We start from the raw sequence: 18,206 nt of genomic DNA on the forward strand, positions 1-18,206 counted from the left end.
GGGGCGGTGCTCAACCCCCGCAGTGGAAGCGGGCGCCGCCCCAGTCGGCGTGGTCGTTGCCGTTGCCGTCGCCGGAGTCGTCGGCGACCAGTTCGACGTACTGGGCGCCGGTGAGGTCGGCGCTCAGGGACCAGGCCGGGGCGGCGTTGGTCAGGGCGGGCGAGAGCACCTTGCGCTCTCCGTCGGCGAGGACCGAGAACCGTACGGTGCCCCGGCTGCCCTGCGAGTCGTCCACCCCGACCTCGGCGGTGAACGAGGCGCACCGGCCGCCCAGGTAGTAGCGGACGGTCGCCGGGGCGTGGGTGCCGAGCCCCTTGGCGTACTCGGTGCCGCCGATCCGCAGCGGGCTGCCGTCCCCGGCGGCGGTGCCGCCGTTGGACCGGTCCCGCTCCACCGGGCCCCAACCACTGCTCGCGGAGGCCCAGTCGAGGTCGCTCGCCCAGGCGTCGGCGGTCGGCGGAGGCGGCAGGGTGCGCACCGGAGCGGTGGCGGTCAGCACGCGCTCGCCGCCCCCGGCCCCGTACCGGACCTCGGCCCGCAGCTCGTACGTCCGGTACGCGGCGTCCGCCGGCGGGGTGACCTGCCAGGCGGCGGTGGCCGTGGCGCCGGGCTGGACGGCGGGCAGCCCGACCGGTCCGGCCGGCTCGGCGGTCCAGCCCGCCGGGAGGGTGAGGGCGGCCCGGACTCCGCTCACGGCGGAGGGCTCGTCGTTGGTGTAGGCGGCGGTGACCCGGTGGGGCCGCCCGGGCTCCAGCGCGGCGGTCGGCGCGGAGAGTGCCAGGGTGCCGCAGGCCAGGGTGGCCGGGGAGGGCCCGAGGTCGGTCACGGTGAACTCGTCCAGCACGAAGTCGGCCCCCTCGGGGGCGTCCGCCCGCTTGCGCAGTCCGGTGAAGGTGTCCCCGCAAGCCGCGTCCACCGTCTCACCGAAACGGGTGGTGGACCGCTGCTCGGGGACGGGCGTACGGCGGATCTCGGCGGAGCTGCCGTCCGCCCGGTCGTAGCCGGTGACCCACTCATAGGCGCCCGGGTGGCTGGACTGGTAGGCGTACTCCACCCGGTAGCGGTGGCCGGTGCGCATCGGCGCCGTCCAGGGCGCGGTGCGGTAGACCAGCCCGGCGTTCTCCTCGTGGGACTTCAGCGACCACTCCCCCGCCAGCACGTCGTCCACCGCCTTGCCGTTCCAGCCGGCCTGGGTGTACGGGGCGTTGCGCCGGGCGAGGTGGGTGCGCGGGTCGTTGGCCCGGCCCTCGCCGCCCTTCACGAACGGCCCCCACCCCTGGTCCACCGCCTCGAAGTCCTCGGTCTCCTCCTTGGGAGCCCCCGCGACCACCCGGAGATCGTCCACCCGGACCCGGGCCCCGCTGCTGCTCCCCGCCGCGCTCACGGCCAGCTCCGCCGTCCCGCGCGCCGAGGCGGTGAAGCCGACCTTCACCCGCTGCATCCGGGTGCCGTGCCAGTCGGAGGCGCCGATGGTGTTGACCACCGGGGAGCGCTCCAGGGCGTCCGTCCGCCCGCCCGCCGTCAGCCTGGTCTCGCGGCTCTTCCCCGGCTCGACCTCGATCCAGGCGGAGGCGGTGTACCGCTTGCCGGGCCGGAGTCCGGTGATCTTCTGCCGCACCCCGGCCGGCGCCGAGCCGCTCAGCAGCGCGCTGTTGCGCCCCAGCTCGTCGGTGTCACGCGCCACCGTGCCGGTGGCGGTCCACCCGGTCAGCCGGGCGTCATTGAACCCCGGGTCGGCGACCGGAGTGGCCTCACCCCATCGAGGGGCGCTCTGCGCGGGCGCCCTGCCCGGGTAGAGGACATAGGCCTGACCGGCCTCAGCCGTCAGGGTGATCCGCCCCTCCGCGTCCGGCCGCACGGTGCCGGTACGCACCCGCCCGTTGTCGGTCAGCCGATACACGGTGTACGGCCCACTCCCCGCCCCCACCTGCCAACGGCTCGCTCCTCCGCCCTTGTTGTAGTGATAGAGCTTGCGCCCGCCGCTCGCCGCACCGCCCGCCGCACCGCCACCGTCCCCGTCCCCGTCCCCGTCCCCGTCCCACGGGAGGAGGTAGCGGTCGCCGTCCAGCACCTTGCGGCCGTGCTCGTAGAAGGTGCGGCGCCCGTCCTCCACCGTGCCCCGCACACCCCCCGTGAAGGTGATGTCCGTATCACCGGACCCCTCCTCCCAGCGCACGATCTCCTCCCCCTGGAGGTACTTGGCGGGCAGGTTCCTCTCCCACACATTGGCGGTGAAGGCGGTGAAGTCGTTCTCGCCGGTCCAGCCCTCGAAGTCCTCCAGCGCGGTCTGGCCGAGGACCGGGTGGTCGTTCCAGACATCCTTCTCACCGTTCCGGATGAACCGGATGATCCGCGAGTTCAGTCCCTTGTTGGTGGCCCCGCCGTAGTCCAGGTCGTTGGCCCAGTGCGACCAGAGCGAGTCCCGCTCGAACTTGTCGGCCCACTCGGTGCCGACGTTCCAGCCCTGTGCCCGCACGGCCCGCATGGTCTCGTCGGCGATCCAGCCGTGGGTGTAGTAGACGTCGATGTAGAGGAAGTCCAGATTGCGGTCGGTCTCCTGGCGCAGTTGCCGGAAGCGGCGGGCCAGGTCCCCGCTGTCGAGGTCGCGGCGCTGGTCGATGTAGTAGCTCTGGTTGAGCCAGTTCCAGCCCGGCTTGGTCTTGTCGACCAGGCTCTCGTCGAAGGCCCGGGCCTCCGGATAGGACTCGGTGGCGTTGACGTGCACCCCGAAGCCGGCGCCCCACTCCTTTCCCGCCTTCAGCAGGGCGTTGAGGTCCTTCAGGCCCCCCGCTCGCTGGTTGTGGTTGCCGCCGTAGTCCGGGTGGGCCGAGTCATGGCCCTCGGCCCCGTATCCCTTGAGCACGGCGAGCTGGCCGAGCCCGTCGGTGGCGAGCGAGATCCGCTTGACGTCGTCCAGGGTGCGCAGGAAGGGGTGGGTGGCCTGGCTGGCGAAGTTGAACGGAATGTGGGTGATCACCCGATCGGGTGTCGCCTCGCTGCCGGGGGCCCGTACGCCGATCTTCCGGAACGCGACCGCCCCGTCCTGCCAGTCGGTCTTCCGGTCGCCGTTGGCGTCCGGGGTGACCACCACCTTGGCCCACGGCAGGTCCGCCCCGCGCTCCGGCTCGGGGGCGCCCGCACCCCGGTAGGTCCACTGCCCGGACCACACCCCCACCCGTACCGAGCCGTCCTCCGCCCGGCGCGCCTGGTGCCAGAACCGGGCGTCGTCGCCACCGGTCGGCCCGGCGGGCTTGTCGTAGCTGGAGTTGGACTCCACGGCGGCGGCCAGCCGGTCCGTGTTGACCAGGGCGTACGAGGCCCCGGTGGCGGCGGGCTCGGCCGGGGTGGCGTCGGTCACCGTGCCGAACACGTCGGCGGTCCGGGTCGAGTCCGGGTCGAGCCGGGTGAACGCGGTCGCCGCGCCGGGCTCGGTGGAGCCGACGGACACCAGGTCGTGCCCGGGGATGTCGAGCGTGGACACCCGGAAGGCCTCGGTGTCCCGGACGGCGGTCACCCGGAAGGTCACGGCCCGCCCGGCCACACTCAGCACGGCGTCCAGCTCGACGCCGGGCAGCTCGGGGAAGGCGAGGGTGTAGCGGGCGCTCGCACCGCGCACGGTGGGTGCCTTCACCCGTACGGGGTGTGGAGTGCCGTTGAGCACCACCTCGGTGACCGGGCGGGTGCTGCCGAGCAGCCGGGCCCCGGTGCCCCGGTCGGTGTACGAGACGACCCGGGGGAAGTCGCGGGCCACGGCCACGTCGAGCCGGGCGGAGCGCAGGGTGACCGTGGCGGCGGCGGGGAGGACGGCACCGGCATCGGCCGGGGCCGCGGGCACCGGTGACACCGCGGTGGCCGGCCCGGCGGGTGCGAGCAGCACGGCGAGGGCGGCGATGAGCGCGCCCGCCGCACGGGTTCGTGGGGACATGGACATGTGGGTAACGCCCGGGCGGCGAGCGGGTCAACGGAACGGACGGCCGGGGCGCAGCGCAGTCCAACAAGGGCCGCCGAGAAGTCCAAGCCCCGGGGGCTCACCGTCCACGCCGCACGTGCAGGTCCGGCGTCACCGGGAACGCACGCGCCCCCGACCGCCGGACAAACGGATGGTCGGGGCGAGCGTGACGCGGCAGGATGCCCCGTATGGCACTGCCCACTCCCGAGCTGCACACGGCCCGCCTGCGACTGCGGCCGTTCACCGACGCCGACGCGGGGCCGCTCTACGCGCTGCACAGCAGCGCCCACGTGCTGCGCTACTGGGACTCCCCGCCGTGGACCGAACCGGTCCGCGCCCAGCGCTTCATGGCGAGCTCCCGGACGATCGAGGAGGAGGGCACAGGAACGCGGGTGGCCGTCGACCGCGTCTCCGACGGCGCGTTCATCGGCTGGTGCGGCCTGACCCGCTGGGACCCGGACTTCCGCAGCGCGTCCCTGGGTTACATCCTCGACGCCGACGCGTGGGGCCACGGCTACGCCACGGAGACCGCGCACGCCGTCCTGCGGTGGGCGTTCGACACCCTGGACCTGAACCGCGTCCAGGCCGAGACCGACACCCGCAACGCGGCGTCCGCCCGGGTCCTGGAGAAGCTCGGCTTCGTCCGCGAAGGCACCCTCCGCGAGGACTGCGTCGTCAACGGCGAAGTCTCCGACTCCTGGGTCTTCGGCCTCCTCCGCCGCGAGTGGCACTCGGCGGCCGGCCGCTAGAGCCGAGACCTGCCCGCTCTTTCGGTCCGCGCCACCGGGTCACCGTGGGCCGGGCCCGGGGGCCGGAGCCCCGTCTCAGCAGCCGCCGCAGTTGTAGAAGGTCACGTCCCAGTGGTTGCCCTCGTCGGCGTAGACGTTCCCGGCGCCGGACTGCCACTGGGGCGCCCCGTCGCCCCGGACACCGATGTAGGTGAAGGTGTTCTTGACGTAGTTGGTGAGGCAGGTCGCCTTGCCGAAGTCCAGTTTGTAGCCGTTCCCGTGCGAGTAGGTGCCGCTCGCGTGGCCGGTCTCCGTGCCGCCGGTGATGTTGAGGCCGCAGCCGCTGGCGCTCTTCAGGGCCTGGGCGCCCTGGGCGGTGGCCCGGTTGAGCTGGTCGAAGGAGGTGCAGGTCGGGTTGTTCCGGTCGGAGCAGCCCCCTGAAGAGGACCAGGTGATCCCGGAGGCGCGGAACATCGAGGTCGCGGTGGCGTGGCTGATCTTGGTGGCGGCGTGCGCCTCGGTCGCACCGGCGAGGACGCCGACGCCGGGGGCGAAGAGGGCACCGAGGACGAGGGCGAACGCGGTGAGGACGGAGCGGAGCTTCACGGTTGTCTCCCTGGGCTCACTGACCGGACCCGTAAGCGCACCGAGAGGTGCGGAACGCATGCTGCCGCAGCTCTACGCGCGTACGCCAGAGGCCGGACCACCTGCCAGAGGGCGCACCAATGACGCCCGCCCTTCCCCCTCCGCAGGACAGCCGCCAAGAAGTGGTTGAAACTTGAACCTGAGAGGACTACAGTCGGCACCAGTCCACATCGTTGAATGTTCAACGAAACACCTGGAACCTTCCAAGGAGTGCATTCCCATGGGTCTCTTCAACCGCAGCAGCGACACCGCCACCGCCCCCTCCGGCTCCGCCGTGGACCCGGCCCTCGCCGCGCTGACCGGCGAATACACCCTGGACCCGGCGCACAGCAGCGTCGGCTTCACCGCCCGGCACGCCATGGTCACCAACGTCCGAGGCTCGTTCACCGACTTCGACGGCACCCTGAAGCTCAACGGCACCGACCCGGCGGCCTCCAGCGCCGTGATCGACGTCCGGATCGCCTCCATCGACACCGGCAACGCCGACCGCGACGGCCATCTGCGCAGCGCCGACTTCTTCGACGCCGAGCAGTTCCCCGAGATGACCTTCCGCTCGACCGGCGCCGAGATCGTGGGCGGCGACGACTACCGGCTCACCGGTGACCTCACCATCAAGGGCGTGACCAAGCCGCTGACCATCGACCTGGAGTTCAACGGCTCCGCCAAGGACCCGTTCGGCAACGAGCGCGTCGGCTTCGAGGGCACCGCCGCGCTGCTCCGCTCCGAGTGGGGCCTGACCTGGAACGCGGCCCTGGAGACGGGCGGCGTGCTGGTCAGCGACAAGATCAAGCTCACCTTCGAGATCTCCGCCATCCGCAAGAGCGACGACGCGTAAGGCGTGAGCCCGTGCCGTCTCCCGCGGGTCAGGGCCTTCGCGCCTCGACCAGGGTGCGGGAGGAGTACGCGACAAAGGGACCTGCGTCCTCGATGAGGGCGTGCAGGTCCCTCAGCCGCTCCTCGTACCGCTCCACCGAGAAGTCCGGCACCAGCCAGATCACCTTCCGCAGGAACCAGACCACCGCGCCGACATCGCGGAACTCCATCCGCAGCCGCTCGGTCCGCAGGTCCACCACCTCCAGCCCGGCCGCCCGCGCCCCCGCGGCCTCCACCTCCGGATGCCGCCCGCGCCGCACCTCCTCCGGGAGCGGCCCCAGAAAGAACTCGATCAGCTCGAACACCGACTCCGGCCCCACATGCTGCGCGAAGTACGTCCCCCCACCGGGCCGCAGCACCCGGGCGATCTCCTCCCACCACACGGTCGCCGGATGCCGGCTGCTGACAAGCTCGAACGCCCCGTCCGCGAACGGCTGCGGCGGCTCCTCGCCCGTCGCCACCACGACCACTCCGCGCGGCCCCAGCAGCCCGGTCGCCTTCGCCGCGTTCGGCGCCCACCCCTCCGTAGCGGCCAGTACGGACGGCTTCCGCCCCGCCGCGTCCAGCGCCCCCGCCAGCACCTCGCCCCCGCCCGTCTGAAGGTCCAGCACCGCGTCCGCCGCCGCCAGCCGCGTACCCAGCAGCCGCTGATAACCCCAGGACGGCCGCGCCTCACTCGCCCGCCCGTCCAGCCAGGAGAAGTCCCAGCCCTCGACCGGTTCGGCCACCGCCTCGGCGACCAGCTCCTCAAACGTCACACGTCCCATCCCCCCACCGTAAGAACTCCACCCCCACCCCCACCACCCGGTTTCCGCTCCCCCGTCCCCCCGCTCCCCCGCTCTCCGAGGACCCGACCGCATCGGGCAGGAATCATCGGGCCCACCCCTCCTCCCCCTCCCTACCGTCGTCACCGAAAGCAGGCACCGACACAGCCACAGACACAGACACAGACGACAGTCGGAAGGACCGCCCCCGGATGCTGGAGCGCCTGAACCAGGCCATGGAGTACGTCGAGACGCGGATCCGCTCGCACCCCGACCGCCCGTTGGACGCGGTCGAGGCGGCCCGGATCGCGGCGACCTCGGAGTACCACTTCCGCCGGATGTTCTCGGCGCTCGCCGGGATGCCGCTGTCGGAGTACGTACGCCGCAGGCGGCTGACGATCGCCGGCGCCGAGGTGCTGGCCGGCGAGCGGACGCTCCTGGAGGTCGCGGTGCGCTACGGCTACGGCTCCGGCGAGGCCTTCGCCCGGGCGTTCCGCGCCGTGCACGGGGTCGGCCCCGGCGAGGCGCGGCGCACCGGCGCGGCACTGCGGGCCCAGCCCCGGATGTCCTTCCGCCTCGTCGTCGAAGGGAGCAGCAGCATGCGGTACCGGATCGTCGAGAAGGACGCGTTCCAGCTCGTGGGGCGAAAGGCCCGGGTCCCCCTCGTCCACCAGGGGGTGAACCCCGCCATCGCCGAGTTCGTCCGCGGCCTCGGCAAGGAGACCCTGGCCCGCATCGAGGCCCTGTCCGACCAGGAGCCGAGCGGCCTGCTGGGCGTCAGCGACCAGCTGTCCCCCGGCCGCGCCGAAGGCACCGAACTCGACTACCACCAGGCGGTGGCGGCCGGCACCGATGCCCCCGTCCCCGACGACATGTCCTCACTCCCCGTAGCACCGGGCACCTGGGCCGTCTTCGAGAGCTCCGGCCCCTTCCCCGAGACGCTCCAGAACATCTGGCGGGACGTGTTCACCCAGTGGTTCCCCTCCAACCCCTACGAGAGCCGCCCGGGCCCGGAACTGCTGAGCGTCCACCTCACCGAGGACGGCACCAGCGCCGACGCGGCCCTCTGGATCCCCGTCACCCGCACGGCAACGGCCCCCTGACGCATCCCCTCCCTCAACAAACCGTGCCGTTTGCCTAAGCCTTGTAGGCGCTGCAAGATGACACGCACGAGGGAGAGTGGGGCAGGGCCATGGTGCGAGCAGGGCTGACCGCGGAACGTCTGACCCGGGCGGGCGCGGAGCTGGCCGACGAGGTCGGCTTCGACCAGGTGACCGTCTCCGCCCTCGCCCGGCAGTTCGACGTCAAGGTCGCGAGCCTCTACTCGCATGTGAAGAGCTCCCAGGACCTCAAGACCCGGATCGCCCTGTTCGCCCTCGCGGAACTGGCCGACCGGGTCGCCGAGGCGCTGGCCGGGCGCGCCGGCCGGGACGCCCTGGCCGCCTTCGCCAACGCCTACCGGTACTACGCCAAGGAGCACCCGGGCCGTTACGCCGCCGCCCGCCTCCGGCTCGACCCCGAGACGGCGGCCGCCAGCGCGGGCGTCCGGCACGCCCAGATGACCCGCGCCATCCTGCGCGGCTACGACCTGAGCGAGCCCGACCAGACCCACGCGGTGCGGATGCTCGGCAGCGTCTTCCACGGCTACGTGAGCCTGGAGACGGCCGGAGGCTTCGACCACACCCCCGTCGACCCCCAGCAGTCCTGGGCCTGGATCATCGACTCCCTGGACGCCCTGCTCCGCCACCAGGCCGCCACCTCCTGACCCCGCCCTTGCATGTAACAGGAATGTAAGAGCCGCCAGTTGTCGGAACGCCGACAGAGCCGTACCGGTCTTGCCAGTCGTAACCGCTCACCCGGCACCGACCGACGACACCGAGGACAAACCGATGCGTGCTCGCAAGCTCACCCTCGTCACCCTGGCCGCCGTCGCGGGCCTCTCGCTCACCGCCTGCCAGAACGACGACGGCGGCACGGCCCAGAGCCCCGCCTCCGGCACCCCCACCTCCGCGCCCGCCTCCGGCCCCTCCGACTCCCCCACCACCTCCCCCTCCTCCGTAACTCCCTCCCCTTCCGGTGGCACAAGCTCCCCCGAGGCGGACTCCAGCGGTGGGAGCACGACCGGCAAGATCGGCAAGTGCCGCACCGACGAACTGGAGATCACCGCGCAGGACAGCACCATCGACGGTGACCGGGACGGCCTGGTCGCGGTGACCCTGAAGAACGGCGGCGGCCGGGACTGCTCCCTCTCCGCGTACGCGGGCGTCGACCTGAAGACCAACGCGGGGCCGCTGTCCGCGGAACGCACCGGCGAGAAGGCCGACCCGTACGTCCTCAAGGACGGCAAGTCGGTGTCCTTCGCCGTCAGCTACCCGAAGAACGACTCGGGCGGCTCCGGCGTCCGTGTCACCGGCCTGGTGGTGACCCCGCCGGACGAGACCAAGTCGGTCACCCTCGACTGGCCGGGCGCCGCCACCCTGCCCGTGACCGAGGGCGGCGGCAACCCGGTCAAGCTCGGCCCCATCGGCAGCGCCGGCCAGGGCGACTGACCCCTTCAGCCCCCGCCCTCCCCCTGGTGGAACTCACACCAGACGATCTTGCCGGGCGACCGCTCCCCCACACCCCAGCTGTCCGCCAGCGCGGCGACGAGCATCAACCCGCGCCCCGACTCGTCGCCCCGCCCGGCCTCCCGCTGCCGGACCTCACCGCCCCCGCTGTCGTGCACCTCCACGCGTACCACCCTGCTCCCCTCCGGCCGGAGCAGATGGAGCCGGAAGCCGCGGCCCGGCGGTACGCCGTGCAGCAGGGCGTTGGTCGCCAACTCGCTCACGCACAGCACGATGTCGCCGGCGCGATCGCCCTTGATGCCCCAGGCGTCGAGCGCCTCGGTGGTGAAGCGGCGGGCGGCGGGGACGGACCGGCGCTCACGCCGGTAGAACGCCTCGCGACAGCAGGAAAGTTCGGGTTCGTGGATCACGCCCTCACTGTCACCTTCGGTGCCTAGCCTGGGACAGCACGTCATCCCGTACAACGCGTTTGTACGGGATGAGAATGCGTCACGTACGCCGCCGGATGGGAAGAGGGCTGACCATGCACTCCTCACGGAAGTCGGGCAAGCCCCCCAAGCCCACGAAGCCTCAGCAGAAGAGCGACAAGGTCACCTCCTGGCACCTCATCGGCGCCCAACTCGCGCAACTACGCCGCGCGGCCGGGCTGAGCCAGCCCAAACTGGCCGTCAAGCTCTCCATCTCCCCCGAGACGCTGGCGTCCATCGAGCAGGGCCGCCGCCCGCTCCGGATCGACCGCGCCCAGGAGCTGGACGACGTCCTCGGCACCAACGGCGTCCTGGCCGTCGGCGTCTCCCGCGTCCCCGCCAAGGAGCGCTACCCCGCCTTTGTCCAGGACTTCATCGAGCTGGAGGCCACCGCCCGAGCCCTCTCCTCGTACGAGTGTCAGGCCATCCCCGGCATCCTCCAAACCGACGCCTACGCCACCGCCCTCTTCAACTCCCGCTTCCCGCCCTACACCCCCGAGGAGCGGGAAGACCACCACTCCGACCGCATCGACCGCCGCAAGCTCTTCGATCGCGAGCCCACTCCCCCCACCATGAGCTTCATCATCGAGCAGTCCGTCCTCGACTGCGAGTTGGGCGGCGAGGAGGTCACCCGAGAGCAGATCCGCCACCTCCGCCGGATCGCCGACCTCCCCTACATCAGCCTCCAGATCATGCCGCGCAAGCGGCACACCCACGCCGGCCTGAACGGCCCCTTCGTCCTCCTGGAAACCGACGAGCACCAGCAGCTGGCCTACATCGAGGGCCAGCGGGTCAGCTTCCTGATCCAGGACCCCATCGAGGTCAGCATCCTCCAGCAGAAATATGGGATGCTGCGGTCCCAGGCCCTGAACACCGAGGACACCAAGGGCCTGCTGGACGATCTGGCAGGAGAGGCATGACACCGGCACGTTCGTGGTTCAAGTCCAGCTACAGCGGCAGCGAGGGCGGAAACTGCATCGAAGTCGCCTACGACTGGCACAAGTCCAGCTTCAGCGGCGACGAGGGCGGCAATTGCGTCGAGGTGGCCGCCCACCCCAGCGCCATCCACGTCCGCGACTCCAAGGACCCGGCCGGCCCCATGCTCACCCTCTCCCCCACCGCCTGGTCCGCCTTCCTCCCCCTCCCCTCGGCCCCACCCACCACCTGAGCGGCTACGCCTGCGAGGCACTGGACGAGGTGGCCGTCGCCGCGAAGACACGGCCGGCGGCCAAGGAGCTGATCCGCGCCCACAGCTACCGCCGCCTCCCGACCCGCCCCACCGGCACGGTCCCGCCCGAGGCGATCAATGCCGCGCTCCCCGCGCCCGCCACGGTGCTCCACAAGCCGTTCACGGCCAAGACCCCCTGGCTCCAGGCGCCCGCCCCGCAGTAAGCCGAGCGCCCGCCCCGAGACAGGTTGGGCGGACCCCGAAGCAGGCCGGGCGCCCGCTCCCTCCCCCGCCCCGTCAACGCTCGGCGGCCTCCACCGCCTGCTTGATCCCGCTCAGCGCCTCCTCCAGGCCGTGGTCCACCTGCTGCCCCTCGGTCACGTCCGTGTGCAGCTCCACACTGAGCCGCGAACTGTCGGCCGAGTCCCCCGCCTCCACATGCAGCCGCCCCCGATAGTCATGCGGCCCCGGCGCCCCCCACTCCAGGCTCTTGCCCTCCTCCACCACTCGGATCCACGCCTCGCTGGTCACGTCCTGCTCGGGCGCGTCCGGCGGGTCGATGTGCGCGGTCACCGTCACCCGGTCACCCCCGTGCGGGCGCGCCGAGGTCAGCCGGGGCATATAGTGCGGCAGGTTCTGCACGTCGGACAGGTACGCGAACAGCCGCTCGGGCCGTACCGCCACCATGATCGAGTTGTCGTAGTCACCCATGCCACGTCGTGTCCCCACCCGCCCCTCCCGCCAAAACGGATTCACCCCCACCATCCCCCAACCGGTCCCGCCCACCACGACGGCGACTACGGACCCGGCCGGGCTCCCTCCCCACTGGCGGAGCGGAGTGAGGCAGCCCCGCGTGCGCGGGGAGCAGCGGATGACGGCGGTGAGAGTGTTCTTCTGCGGGGGGTCATCCCCGCGCGCGGGGAGCAGTCCCACTCCTGGATTCTCCAAGTCCCCGTCCAGGGGTCATCCCCGCGTGCACGGGGAGCAGTACACCGTCATAGTCTGCATGCCGCGCCGTCCAGGGGTCATCCCCGCGTGCGCGGGGAGCAGTTCACGGCCTTCTCGACCTCATACCGGTTGGTGGGGTCATCCCCGCGTGCGCGGGGAGCAGAGGTTGAGGCGGTGACCAGGTTCCTCGACGCCGGGGTCATCCCCGCGTGCGCGGGGAGCAGCTCCAGGATCGCCCGGAGGTGCTGCTGGCTTCGGGGTCATCCCCGCGTGCGCGGGGAGCAGAGGGCGACCCGGTGTACGGATGCTCCCGCGTAGGGGTCATCCCCGCGTGCGCGGGGAGCAGACGATGAACGAGGCGACCGGCTTGATCACCGAGGGGTCATCCCCGCGTGCGCGGGGAGCAGTCGGTGCGCTGCTGGACGCTGGCGAGGGTGTGGGGGTCATCCCCGCGTGCGCGGGGAGCAGCGATCACCGCATCTCCTCTGCCTTCTCGATCAGGGGTCATCCCCGCGTGCGCGGGGAGCAGTAGCGCCCCACGTTGATGGCCCCGCTGCCCCAGGGGTCATCCCCGCGTGCGCGGGGAGCAGAGTCCGGAGACGTTTGTCGCTTCAACCCCCGGGGGGTCATCCCCGCGTGCGCGGGGAGCAGATCGAAGGACGTAGCCTGTCCCGCCTTGAGGCGGGGTCATCCCCGCGTGCGCGGGGAGCAGTAGCTGGCGCCCGCCTGCCGGCGGATGAGGTCGGGGTCATCCCCGCGTGCGCGGGGAGCAGATGCCGGGGGCCTCGGACCGCTCGATGGACGGGGGGTCATCCCCGCGTGCGCGGGGAGCAGAGCTCGCGGCCGTCGATCTCGCACACCGTCCGGGGGTCATCCCCGCGTGCGCGGGGAGCAGACTGCGCGACCTGGGACTTTAGTGGGGGCGCAGGGGGTTTTCCATGACTTTCATCGATTCCGGCAAAAGGCACATGACGGGCATAAGTGGGCTCTCTGGTTAGCGGCCGAAGCGGCGGCGTTTGGCGACTCGGCTCCAGCCCTTGGGTGGGGGTGAGGGGGTGGGGAGGGTCGAAGTCGGAGTGTTGGGGTTGGGGCGGCGGATGAGGGTGACGCCCTCGTGGTCGACGGGGTGCCAGGCGTGGTCGTAGGTGCGGAAGGTGAAGCCCTGTTCGTTGTCGGTGGTGTGGGCGAGGAGGGCGCGGCCCTGGTTGGCGTACTGGCGGACCTCGTCCCAGAGCACGTCGTGGACACGGGCGGAGGGGTTGCCGATGAAGACTCCGGCGGAGATCTCCAGGAGCCAGCGGGTGAGGAAGCCGCGTAGGCCGGCCGGGCAGTTGGTGAGGACGATGACGGTCACCAGGTGATCTCCTCGTAGCCGTCCGGGCCATCGTGGTTGAAGCCGGAGCGGACGTGGTGGCCGCCGTCGGACTGGAGGGTGACGACGTCGGTGTCGGAGGAAGAGGAGGGATAGGGGGAGGAAGAGTCGGGCGGTGCTTCGGGGAGGAGAAGGCGTTTGATGTCGTCCACGCAGCGGTTGAGCAGGGCCGTCTCGTTGATGCGGTCGCGGAGGGCGCGGCGGGTGCGGGGGCCGGCGTCCTCCTCGCCCTCGGCGGCCACGTCGAAGGCGACCGGGATACCGATCCCGGTCTTGTAGAGGTCGGCGATGTCCATCACGAAGGACAGTTCATGGCCGGAGTGGACGAAGCCGAGGGCCGGGCTGCAGCCGAGGGAGGCGACGACGGCCTGGGCGATGCCGTACATGCACTGCGCGGCCGCGGTGATGGTCTGGTTGACCGGGTCTCCGGCCGAGAAGTCGCCGGGGACATAGCGGCGACCGCGCCAGGGGACGCCGGTTCGGGCGGACTCGGCCCGGTAGCAGGCCTTCATGCGGCGGCCCTCGCGGCCGAGGAGTTCCTGGCGGGTGAGGCCGGAGGGGTCCTCGTCGGGGAAGCGCAGCCGGTACATCTCGCGGGCCACGGCCAGGCGGCTGCGCGGGTTGGCCCACTGGCGGGCCTGCGCCTCCATCAGGGCGGACGAGCGGGTGAGGGCGCGCCCGCCCGCGTAGTAGCGGACGCCCTGCTCCCCCACCCAGCAGACCGCCGCGCCGGTCTCGCCGAGGACGGTCATGGCCTGGTGGGTGATGCGGGTGCCGGGTCCCAAGAGGAGGGTGCCGATGGTGGCGGAAGGGATGTGGGTGGTGCCCTCGGCGTCCTGCGCGGTGATGGCGTTGTCGTCGCGGTGGACGGTGCAGCGCTCCAGGTAGATGAAGGAGAGCCGGTCGCCGGTGCGGGTGAGCTGGCGGGGGGTGAGGGCGGCGCGGGTGGAGATGGTGGGCATGGTGGCGCCTACAGGGGTCGGGTGAGGGCGGGGGGTGCGGGGGCGGGGTGAGGAAGGGGGGCCAGGGTGAGCAGGCCGCAGCCGTAGGCCCTGGCGCGGCCGAGTCCCTGGGTGAGGGTGCGGCGCAGGGCCTCGGGGTCGGTGATCTCCAGACGGCCGTCGAAGGTGGCGGTGACCAGGGTGACGGGGCGCGGGGTGCGGCCTTGGCGGGGATTGGGGGGATTGGAGGGGGTGGCGGTGCCGCCGTCGGTCGGGGCCTTGGTGAAGGAGAGGTTCTGCTTGTCGGTGACGGTGAGTTCGTAGCGGTCGCCGTGGTGGGGGTGACCGCGATGGGTGGTGCCTTCGGGCAGGAGGCGGCGGTCGGCGGGCTTCTGGAGGATGCGGAAGCCGCACCGGTCCTGGCGGTCGAGCAGCCAGCCCATCTGGTGGTGAGGGGTGAGGTGCGCGGTGCGCTTGGTCGGCTCGCCGTCCTTGCGGCGGATGTAGTGGATCGGGTTGGCGGTGAGGCGGAACGCCCAGCGATCGCCGGTGGAGAGGCGGGCCAGGAGGGGGTCGTAGTCCTTGGTCTGCCAGCCGGGGGTGGTGGGATCGGCGGCGGCCGCGGCGGGCCAGCCGGCCTGTTCCACCAGGTGGGTCAGGTCCGGGCGGGCCGGGCTGACGACGTACAGATGCACCTCGGCGCGGGTGGTGAGGTCGAGGCGCCAGAGGACACGGGGGTCCTGGGGGCCGGGGGGCGCGTCGGTCGGGAGGAGGGCGGGGAAGGAGGACATCACGGCCGCGTGCATGGCTTGGGGTGAGGCGAGCAGGCGGCGCGCGCCGGGACGGCCGGTGTTGATGCGGAAGCGGGTCAGGAACATCAGTCGGTCTCTTCCTCGGAGGCGTCCGGGACGGACTGCGGCGGATCCGTGTAGGCGTCTTCGAAGGCGTCGAACGGGTCGTGGCGACGAAGGGTAGGGGAGGCGGCGGTACGGGGGGTGGGGGTGCGGGCGTTCGGGTTGGGGACGACTGCCTGGTCCCGGACGACGGTGCGCAGAGTGTGCAGCCGGTGGGCGGCGGAGAAGCTGAGCGGCTGGTCGCGCCAGGTGTCGGGTGGGTGGGAGGCAGGGGCGGGCTCGGCCGGGGTGGCGGTGGCCTCGCGGAGGACTTCCAGGGGGACGGTGGGCTGGTCGCGGTGGCGCTTGCGGTACCAGGGGGATGCTTGCCAGGGGGTGGAGTCGAGGGCGTCCTGGATCGTGGTGCCCTGGTGGAGGGCGATATCGACGGGGTGGGACGGTGGGCAGGAGCGGCGGCCGAGGAACGGGGGGTAGACCGGGTCGCGTACGGCGGCGTGCAGGGTGGTGAGGAGGGCGGAGTCGCCCTCGACGGCGGCGACGAAGACGGCGTCCGCGAGGTAGAAGCGTTCGGTGAGTGGCATGGACTTGCCGCTCACCCCGTGGTGGGCGGTGTGGAAGTCCCGCAACCGCTCGCCCGGTTGGTCGACGCGTACGCCGAAGCGCAACGCGGCCAGTGGGGCGAGTCGTTCGTCGTCGCCCCGCTCGATGCCCGCAGCGGCGGCGAGCAGGCCGATGACGCCGCTCTTGGTGGGGGCCGATTCGGTGGTGCGCCGGGTGAACCGGGCCGAGGAGCCCCAGGACTGGAGGGGTCCGGCCAGGCGGAGGGTGAGCACGGCGGGAGGGGTGGTGCCGGGGTGGGCGGCTGGGGGCTTCCGGGTGGGGTGGGGGGTGGTCACGCGGGCTTCTCCAGGTGCTCGGCCACCGCCTGGCCGACCGCGGTGATCAGTTCGGGCAGACTCTCGGCCTCGGTGCCGAGATCGGCGAGCTTCCGGGTGTTCGGGCCGACGCGGAGGACCCAGGTGAGGGTCGAATCCTGGTCGCCGTAGGCCCGTTCGATGTCGGGAACGTACGCGGCGAGGCGGTCGGACGCCTCCCGGACATGGCCGCCCTGGTCGCCCCGTACCGGTTCTTCGAAGGCCGAGACGAAGCTGACCGGCCGGGTGGTGCGGAGCTTGACGATCACCGCGTCGGGGAGGGTGTGGTGCCCAAAGGTGTTGATCTTGCCGGTGGGGAGGGAGGCGGTGAAGCCGTGGACGAAGGCCTCCACCGCCCGGCGTACCGGGTCGGTGCGCGGTTCGTCCTCGCGCAGGCCGTCGCCGAGGGTGGTGGCGAGCTGGTGGACGCCGAGGGCCGCGTACCGGTAGAGGGTGGCGGAGTTGAAGTCGACGGTGCCGATCATGCCGGCGCCGGTCTCCTCGTCGGTGTTCTCGTCGTCCACGGCGGTGTAGTAGTCGGACTCGTTCTCGACCCGGTGGACGCTGATGGCGTGGGCGACCTGGACCGCGGCGTCCACATTGAAGTCGGCGGCGTCGGCGACCATGCGGCCGAAGAGGGCGATGTCGACCGAGTGCCGGGAGTCGGCGAGCTGCTTGGCCTCGTCCCTGCTCTTCTTGTCCGAGAGGAGGGCCGACGGGTCGGCGGCGGCGCCTGCGGCCAGCCGCGCCAGGCCATCGAGCTGGCGGGCGCTGAGGAAGACCAGGTACTTGGACTGGGGGGCGGGGTCCTTCTCCTCCTCGGTGGCCGCCGGCTGCGCGGCTCCCTTCGCCGCCTTGGCGCCCCGGGTCTTGCGCTGCGGGACCTCCGTCTTGAGGCCGATGGCCTGGATGGTCCGGTCGGCGAGCTGGAGGGCCGCGGCCTCGGGGATGGCGGGATCGAGGCCGGTGATCCGCTCGGCGAGCAGCTCCACGACCTTCTTGGTCCGCACGCCCAGCTCGCTCGGGTCGAGCAGATGCTCGTCGCGGAAGTACTCGCGGGTGGCCCGCTTCCACGCCTGGCTGGAAACCCGGGCGCGCGGTACGCCCCCGTACACCGCGGACTTCGGGGCGCCGGTGTCGTCGCGGTTGAGGTTGCTGGGCGGGACGGTCTGCAGGGCGTGCACGTCCAGGAAGATGCGGTTCACGGGAGTGTCCTTGCGATGGTCGTGGTGGTGGTGGTGGGGCCGGGGGCGGCGGGGGGCAGTCGGCCGGGGTGGGTGCTGGGGCCGGCGGCGGCGGGGGGTCAGTCGGCCGGGGTGGGTGGTGCTGGGGGCGGGGCGTCGGCTGGACGCGGTTCGTGCCAGGCGTGGAACGAGCGGCCCCATTCGCGGCGTACCGTGCCCGCTCCGCCGGGCCACTGCCAGGTGTAGAGCTGTCCGGCGAGAAGCCCGTAGTCGAGTGGGATCTCCTCACCGCGGAGCAGGACGACCAGGTCCCGCAGCCGCTGGGAGAGCGCGGTGAGGTCGGGCGCGGCCCCGGCGCGGACCAAGCGCTTGCGGAGGGGTTCATCGACCTGGTCGGGCTGCATCATGCGGCGGACGGAGGCGCCAAGGCCGGTGGGCCGCTGCCGGTGGTGTGACGGCTGGTGCATCCCGGTACGGCGGGACTGCTGGTGGACGGCCCAGAGGGTGAGGGCGACATGGAGGGCGTCTTCGGCGCGGGTCAGCTCCTGCTCGCCGAGCGGCCGGTCGCCCTCGGAGGTGCTGTGCAGCTCGCCGGTGTCGATGAGCGTCCAGAGGTCGGGGACCTCACCCGCGCCCCGGCCTGCCCCGCGCCGCAGCCGGGCCAGGGCAGCCACGTCCTTCGGATCGTCCCGCAGATAGCCCTGCTGGAAGGTGGTGATGCTGCTGTGGGCGAGCTTGCTCACCCGCTCGCGGACGGATGCGGAGGCCGTGGGAGGGGCGGAGGGTGTGGTCATACGGGCACCTTCAGGGTTGAGGGCGGACCGACGGGAGG

19 protein-coding genes and 1 CRISPR repeat array are annotated in these 18,206 nt (G+C 72.2%); of the genes, 8 read left to right on the top strand and 11 right to left on the bottom strand.

Annotation, left to right across the window (positions count from 1 at the left end; genetic code table 11):
• Positions 1-10: 10 nt before the first annotated feature.
• The gene (locus M1O15_RS18725) at positions 11-3,925 is read right to left on the bottom strand and encodes an endo-alpha-N-acetylgalactosaminidase family protein (RefSeq protein WP_248635094.1); all 3,915 of its coding nucleotides are present in this window, start codon (positions 3,923-3,925) and stop codon (positions 11-13) included.
• A gap of 212 nt (positions 3,926-4,137) precedes the next feature.
• Between M1O15_RS18725 and M1O15_RS18730 the strand changes: the two genes are divergently transcribed.
• Entirely contained in the window at positions 4,138-4,698 is a 561-nt protein-coding gene (locus tag M1O15_RS18730) for a GNAT family N-acetyltransferase (RefSeq protein WP_248635095.1), read from the top strand.
• Positions 4,699-4,773: 75 nt separating this feature from the next.
• Here M1O15_RS18730 and M1O15_RS18735 read toward each other — a convergent pair whose 3' ends face one another.
• Positions 4,774-5,283 (bottom strand): hypothetical protein, encoded by a 510-nt coding sequence (locus M1O15_RS18735; RefSeq protein ID WP_248635096.1) that lies wholly within the window; start codon positions 5,281-5,283, stop codon positions 4,774-4,776.
• A gap of 259 nt (positions 5,284-5,542) precedes the next feature.
• On the opposite strand from M1O15_RS18735, the gene M1O15_RS18740 reads away from it, so the two are divergent.
• Complete coding sequence (locus tag M1O15_RS18740) at positions 5,543-6,157, top strand: YceI family protein (RefSeq protein WP_248635097.1); 615 nt, start codon at positions 5,543-5,545, stop codon at positions 6,155-6,157.
• A 28-nt stretch (positions 6,158-6,185) separates the two neighbouring features.
• Here M1O15_RS18740 and M1O15_RS18745 read toward each other — a convergent pair whose 3' ends face one another.
• A complete protein-coding gene (locus tag M1O15_RS18745; RefSeq protein WP_248635098.1) occupies positions 6,186-6,962 on the bottom strand; it encodes a class I SAM-dependent methyltransferase in 777 nt (258 codons plus the stop codon).
• Between the two features lie 209 nt (positions 6,963-7,171).
• Here M1O15_RS18745 and M1O15_RS18750 point away from each other — a divergent pair, with 209 nt between their 5' ends.
• The 3 genes from M1O15_RS18750 (at position 7,172) to M1O15_RS18760 (ending at position 9,508) form a co-directional block, all read left to right on the top strand.
• Positions 7,172-8,062, top strand: a complete 891-nt coding sequence (locus tag M1O15_RS18750) for an AraC family transcriptional regulator (protein ID WP_248635099.1) — start codon at positions 7,172-7,174, stop codon at positions 8,060-8,062.
• Between the two features lie 89 nt (positions 8,063-8,151).
• A complete protein-coding gene (locus M1O15_RS18755) occupies positions 8,152-8,724 on the top strand; it encodes a TetR/AcrR family transcriptional regulator (protein ID WP_248635100.1) in 573 nt (190 codons plus the stop codon).
• A gap of 124 nt (positions 8,725-8,848) precedes the next feature.
• Positions 8,849-9,508 carry a DUF4232 domain-containing protein gene (locus tag M1O15_RS18760; protein ID WP_248635101.1) on the top strand — a complete coding sequence of 220 codons (660 nt, stop codon included), beginning with the start codon at positions 8,849-8,851 and terminating at the stop codon, positions 9,506-9,508.
• A 5-nt stretch (positions 9,509-9,513) separates the two neighbouring features.
• Here M1O15_RS18760 and M1O15_RS18765 read toward each other — a convergent pair whose 3' ends face one another.
• On the bottom strand, positions 9,514-9,981 hold the full coding sequence (locus M1O15_RS18765) for an ATP-binding protein (protein WP_282576937.1): 468 nt from the start codon (positions 9,979-9,981) through the stop codon (positions 9,514-9,516).
• 68 nt (positions 9,982-10,049) lie between these two features.
• Between M1O15_RS18765 and M1O15_RS18770 the strand changes: the two genes are divergently transcribed.
• The 3 genes from M1O15_RS18770 to M1O15_RS18780 are packed head-to-tail and all read left to right on the top strand — an operon-like array spanning position 10,050 to position 11,385.
• On the top strand, positions 10,050-10,913 hold the full coding sequence (locus tag M1O15_RS18770; protein ID WP_248635103.1) for a helix-turn-helix domain-containing protein: 864 nt from the start codon (positions 10,050-10,052) through the stop codon (positions 10,911-10,913).
• On the top strand, positions 10,910-11,161 hold the full coding sequence (locus M1O15_RS18775) for a DUF397 domain-containing protein (RefSeq protein ID WP_248635104.1): 252 nt from the start codon (positions 10,910-10,912) through the stop codon (positions 11,159-11,161). The genes M1O15_RS18770 and M1O15_RS18775 overlap by 4 nt, the downstream gene beginning before the upstream one ends.
• 29 nt (positions 11,162-11,190) lie before the next feature.
• On the top strand, positions 11,191-11,385 hold the full coding sequence (locus M1O15_RS18780) for a hypothetical protein (RefSeq protein ID WP_248635105.1): 195 nt from the start codon (positions 11,191-11,193) through the stop codon (positions 11,383-11,385).
• A gap of 73 nt (positions 11,386-11,458) precedes the next feature.
• On the opposite strand, the gene M1O15_RS18785 is transcribed toward M1O15_RS18780, so the two are convergent.
• From M1O15_RS18785 to casB, 7 genes are all read right to left on the bottom strand, one after another.
• A complete protein-coding gene (locus M1O15_RS18785) occupies positions 11,459-11,872 on the bottom strand; it encodes an SRPBCC family protein (RefSeq protein ID WP_248635106.1) in 414 nt (137 codons plus the stop codon).
• Positions 11,873-12,120: 248 nt separating this feature from the next.
• A CRISPR array of direct repeats spans positions 12,121-13,004; the repeat unit is 29 nt; unit sequence GGGGTCATCCCCGCGTGCGCGGGGAGCAG.
• A 99-nt stretch (positions 13,005-13,103) separates the two neighbouring features.
• The gene (gene cas2e, locus M1O15_RS18790) at positions 13,104-13,463 is read right to left on the bottom strand and encodes a type I-E CRISPR-associated endoribonuclease Cas2e (protein ID WP_248635107.1); all 360 of its coding nucleotides are present in this window, start codon (positions 13,461-13,463) and stop codon (positions 13,104-13,106) included.
• Entirely contained in the window at positions 13,460-14,443 is a 984-nt protein-coding gene (gene cas1e, locus M1O15_RS18795; protein WP_248635108.1) for a type I-E CRISPR-associated endonuclease Cas1e, read from the bottom strand. Before cas1e ends, cas2e begins: the two co-directional genes overlap by 4 nt.
• Positions 14,444-14,451: 8 nt before the next feature.
• Positions 14,452-15,300: a type I-E CRISPR-associated protein Cas6/Cse3/CasE gene (gene cas6e, locus M1O15_RS18800; protein ID WP_248635109.1), complete on the bottom strand. Its 849-nt coding sequence runs from the start codon at positions 15,298-15,300 to the stop codon at positions 14,452-14,454.
• A complete protein-coding gene (gene cas5e / locus M1O15_RS18805) occupies positions 15,300-16,172 on the bottom strand; it encodes a type I-E CRISPR-associated protein Cas5/CasD (protein ID WP_372499507.1) in 873 nt (290 codons plus the stop codon). The genes cas6e and cas5e overlap by 1 nt, the downstream gene beginning before the upstream one ends.
• Positions 16,169-17,395: a type I-E CRISPR-associated protein Cas7/Cse4/CasC gene (cas7e, locus tag M1O15_RS18810; protein WP_248635110.1), complete on the bottom strand. Its 1,227-nt coding sequence runs from the start codon at positions 17,393-17,395 to the stop codon at positions 16,169-16,171. Before cas7e ends, cas5e begins: the two co-directional genes overlap by 4 nt.
• A 98-nt stretch (positions 17,396-17,493) precedes the next feature.
• Positions 17,494-18,168: a type I-E CRISPR-associated protein Cse2/CasB gene (gene casB, locus M1O15_RS18815; protein ID WP_248635111.1), complete on the bottom strand. Its 675-nt coding sequence runs from the start codon at positions 18,166-18,168 to the stop codon at positions 17,494-17,496.
• Positions 18,169-18,206: the final 38 nt, after the last annotated feature.

This window comes from Streptomyces lichenis (genome assembly GCF_023218175.1).
In the GTDB taxonomy this organism is placed as follows: Bacteria; Actinomycetota; Actinomycetes; order Streptomycetales; family Streptomycetaceae; genus Streptomyces; species Streptomyces lichenis.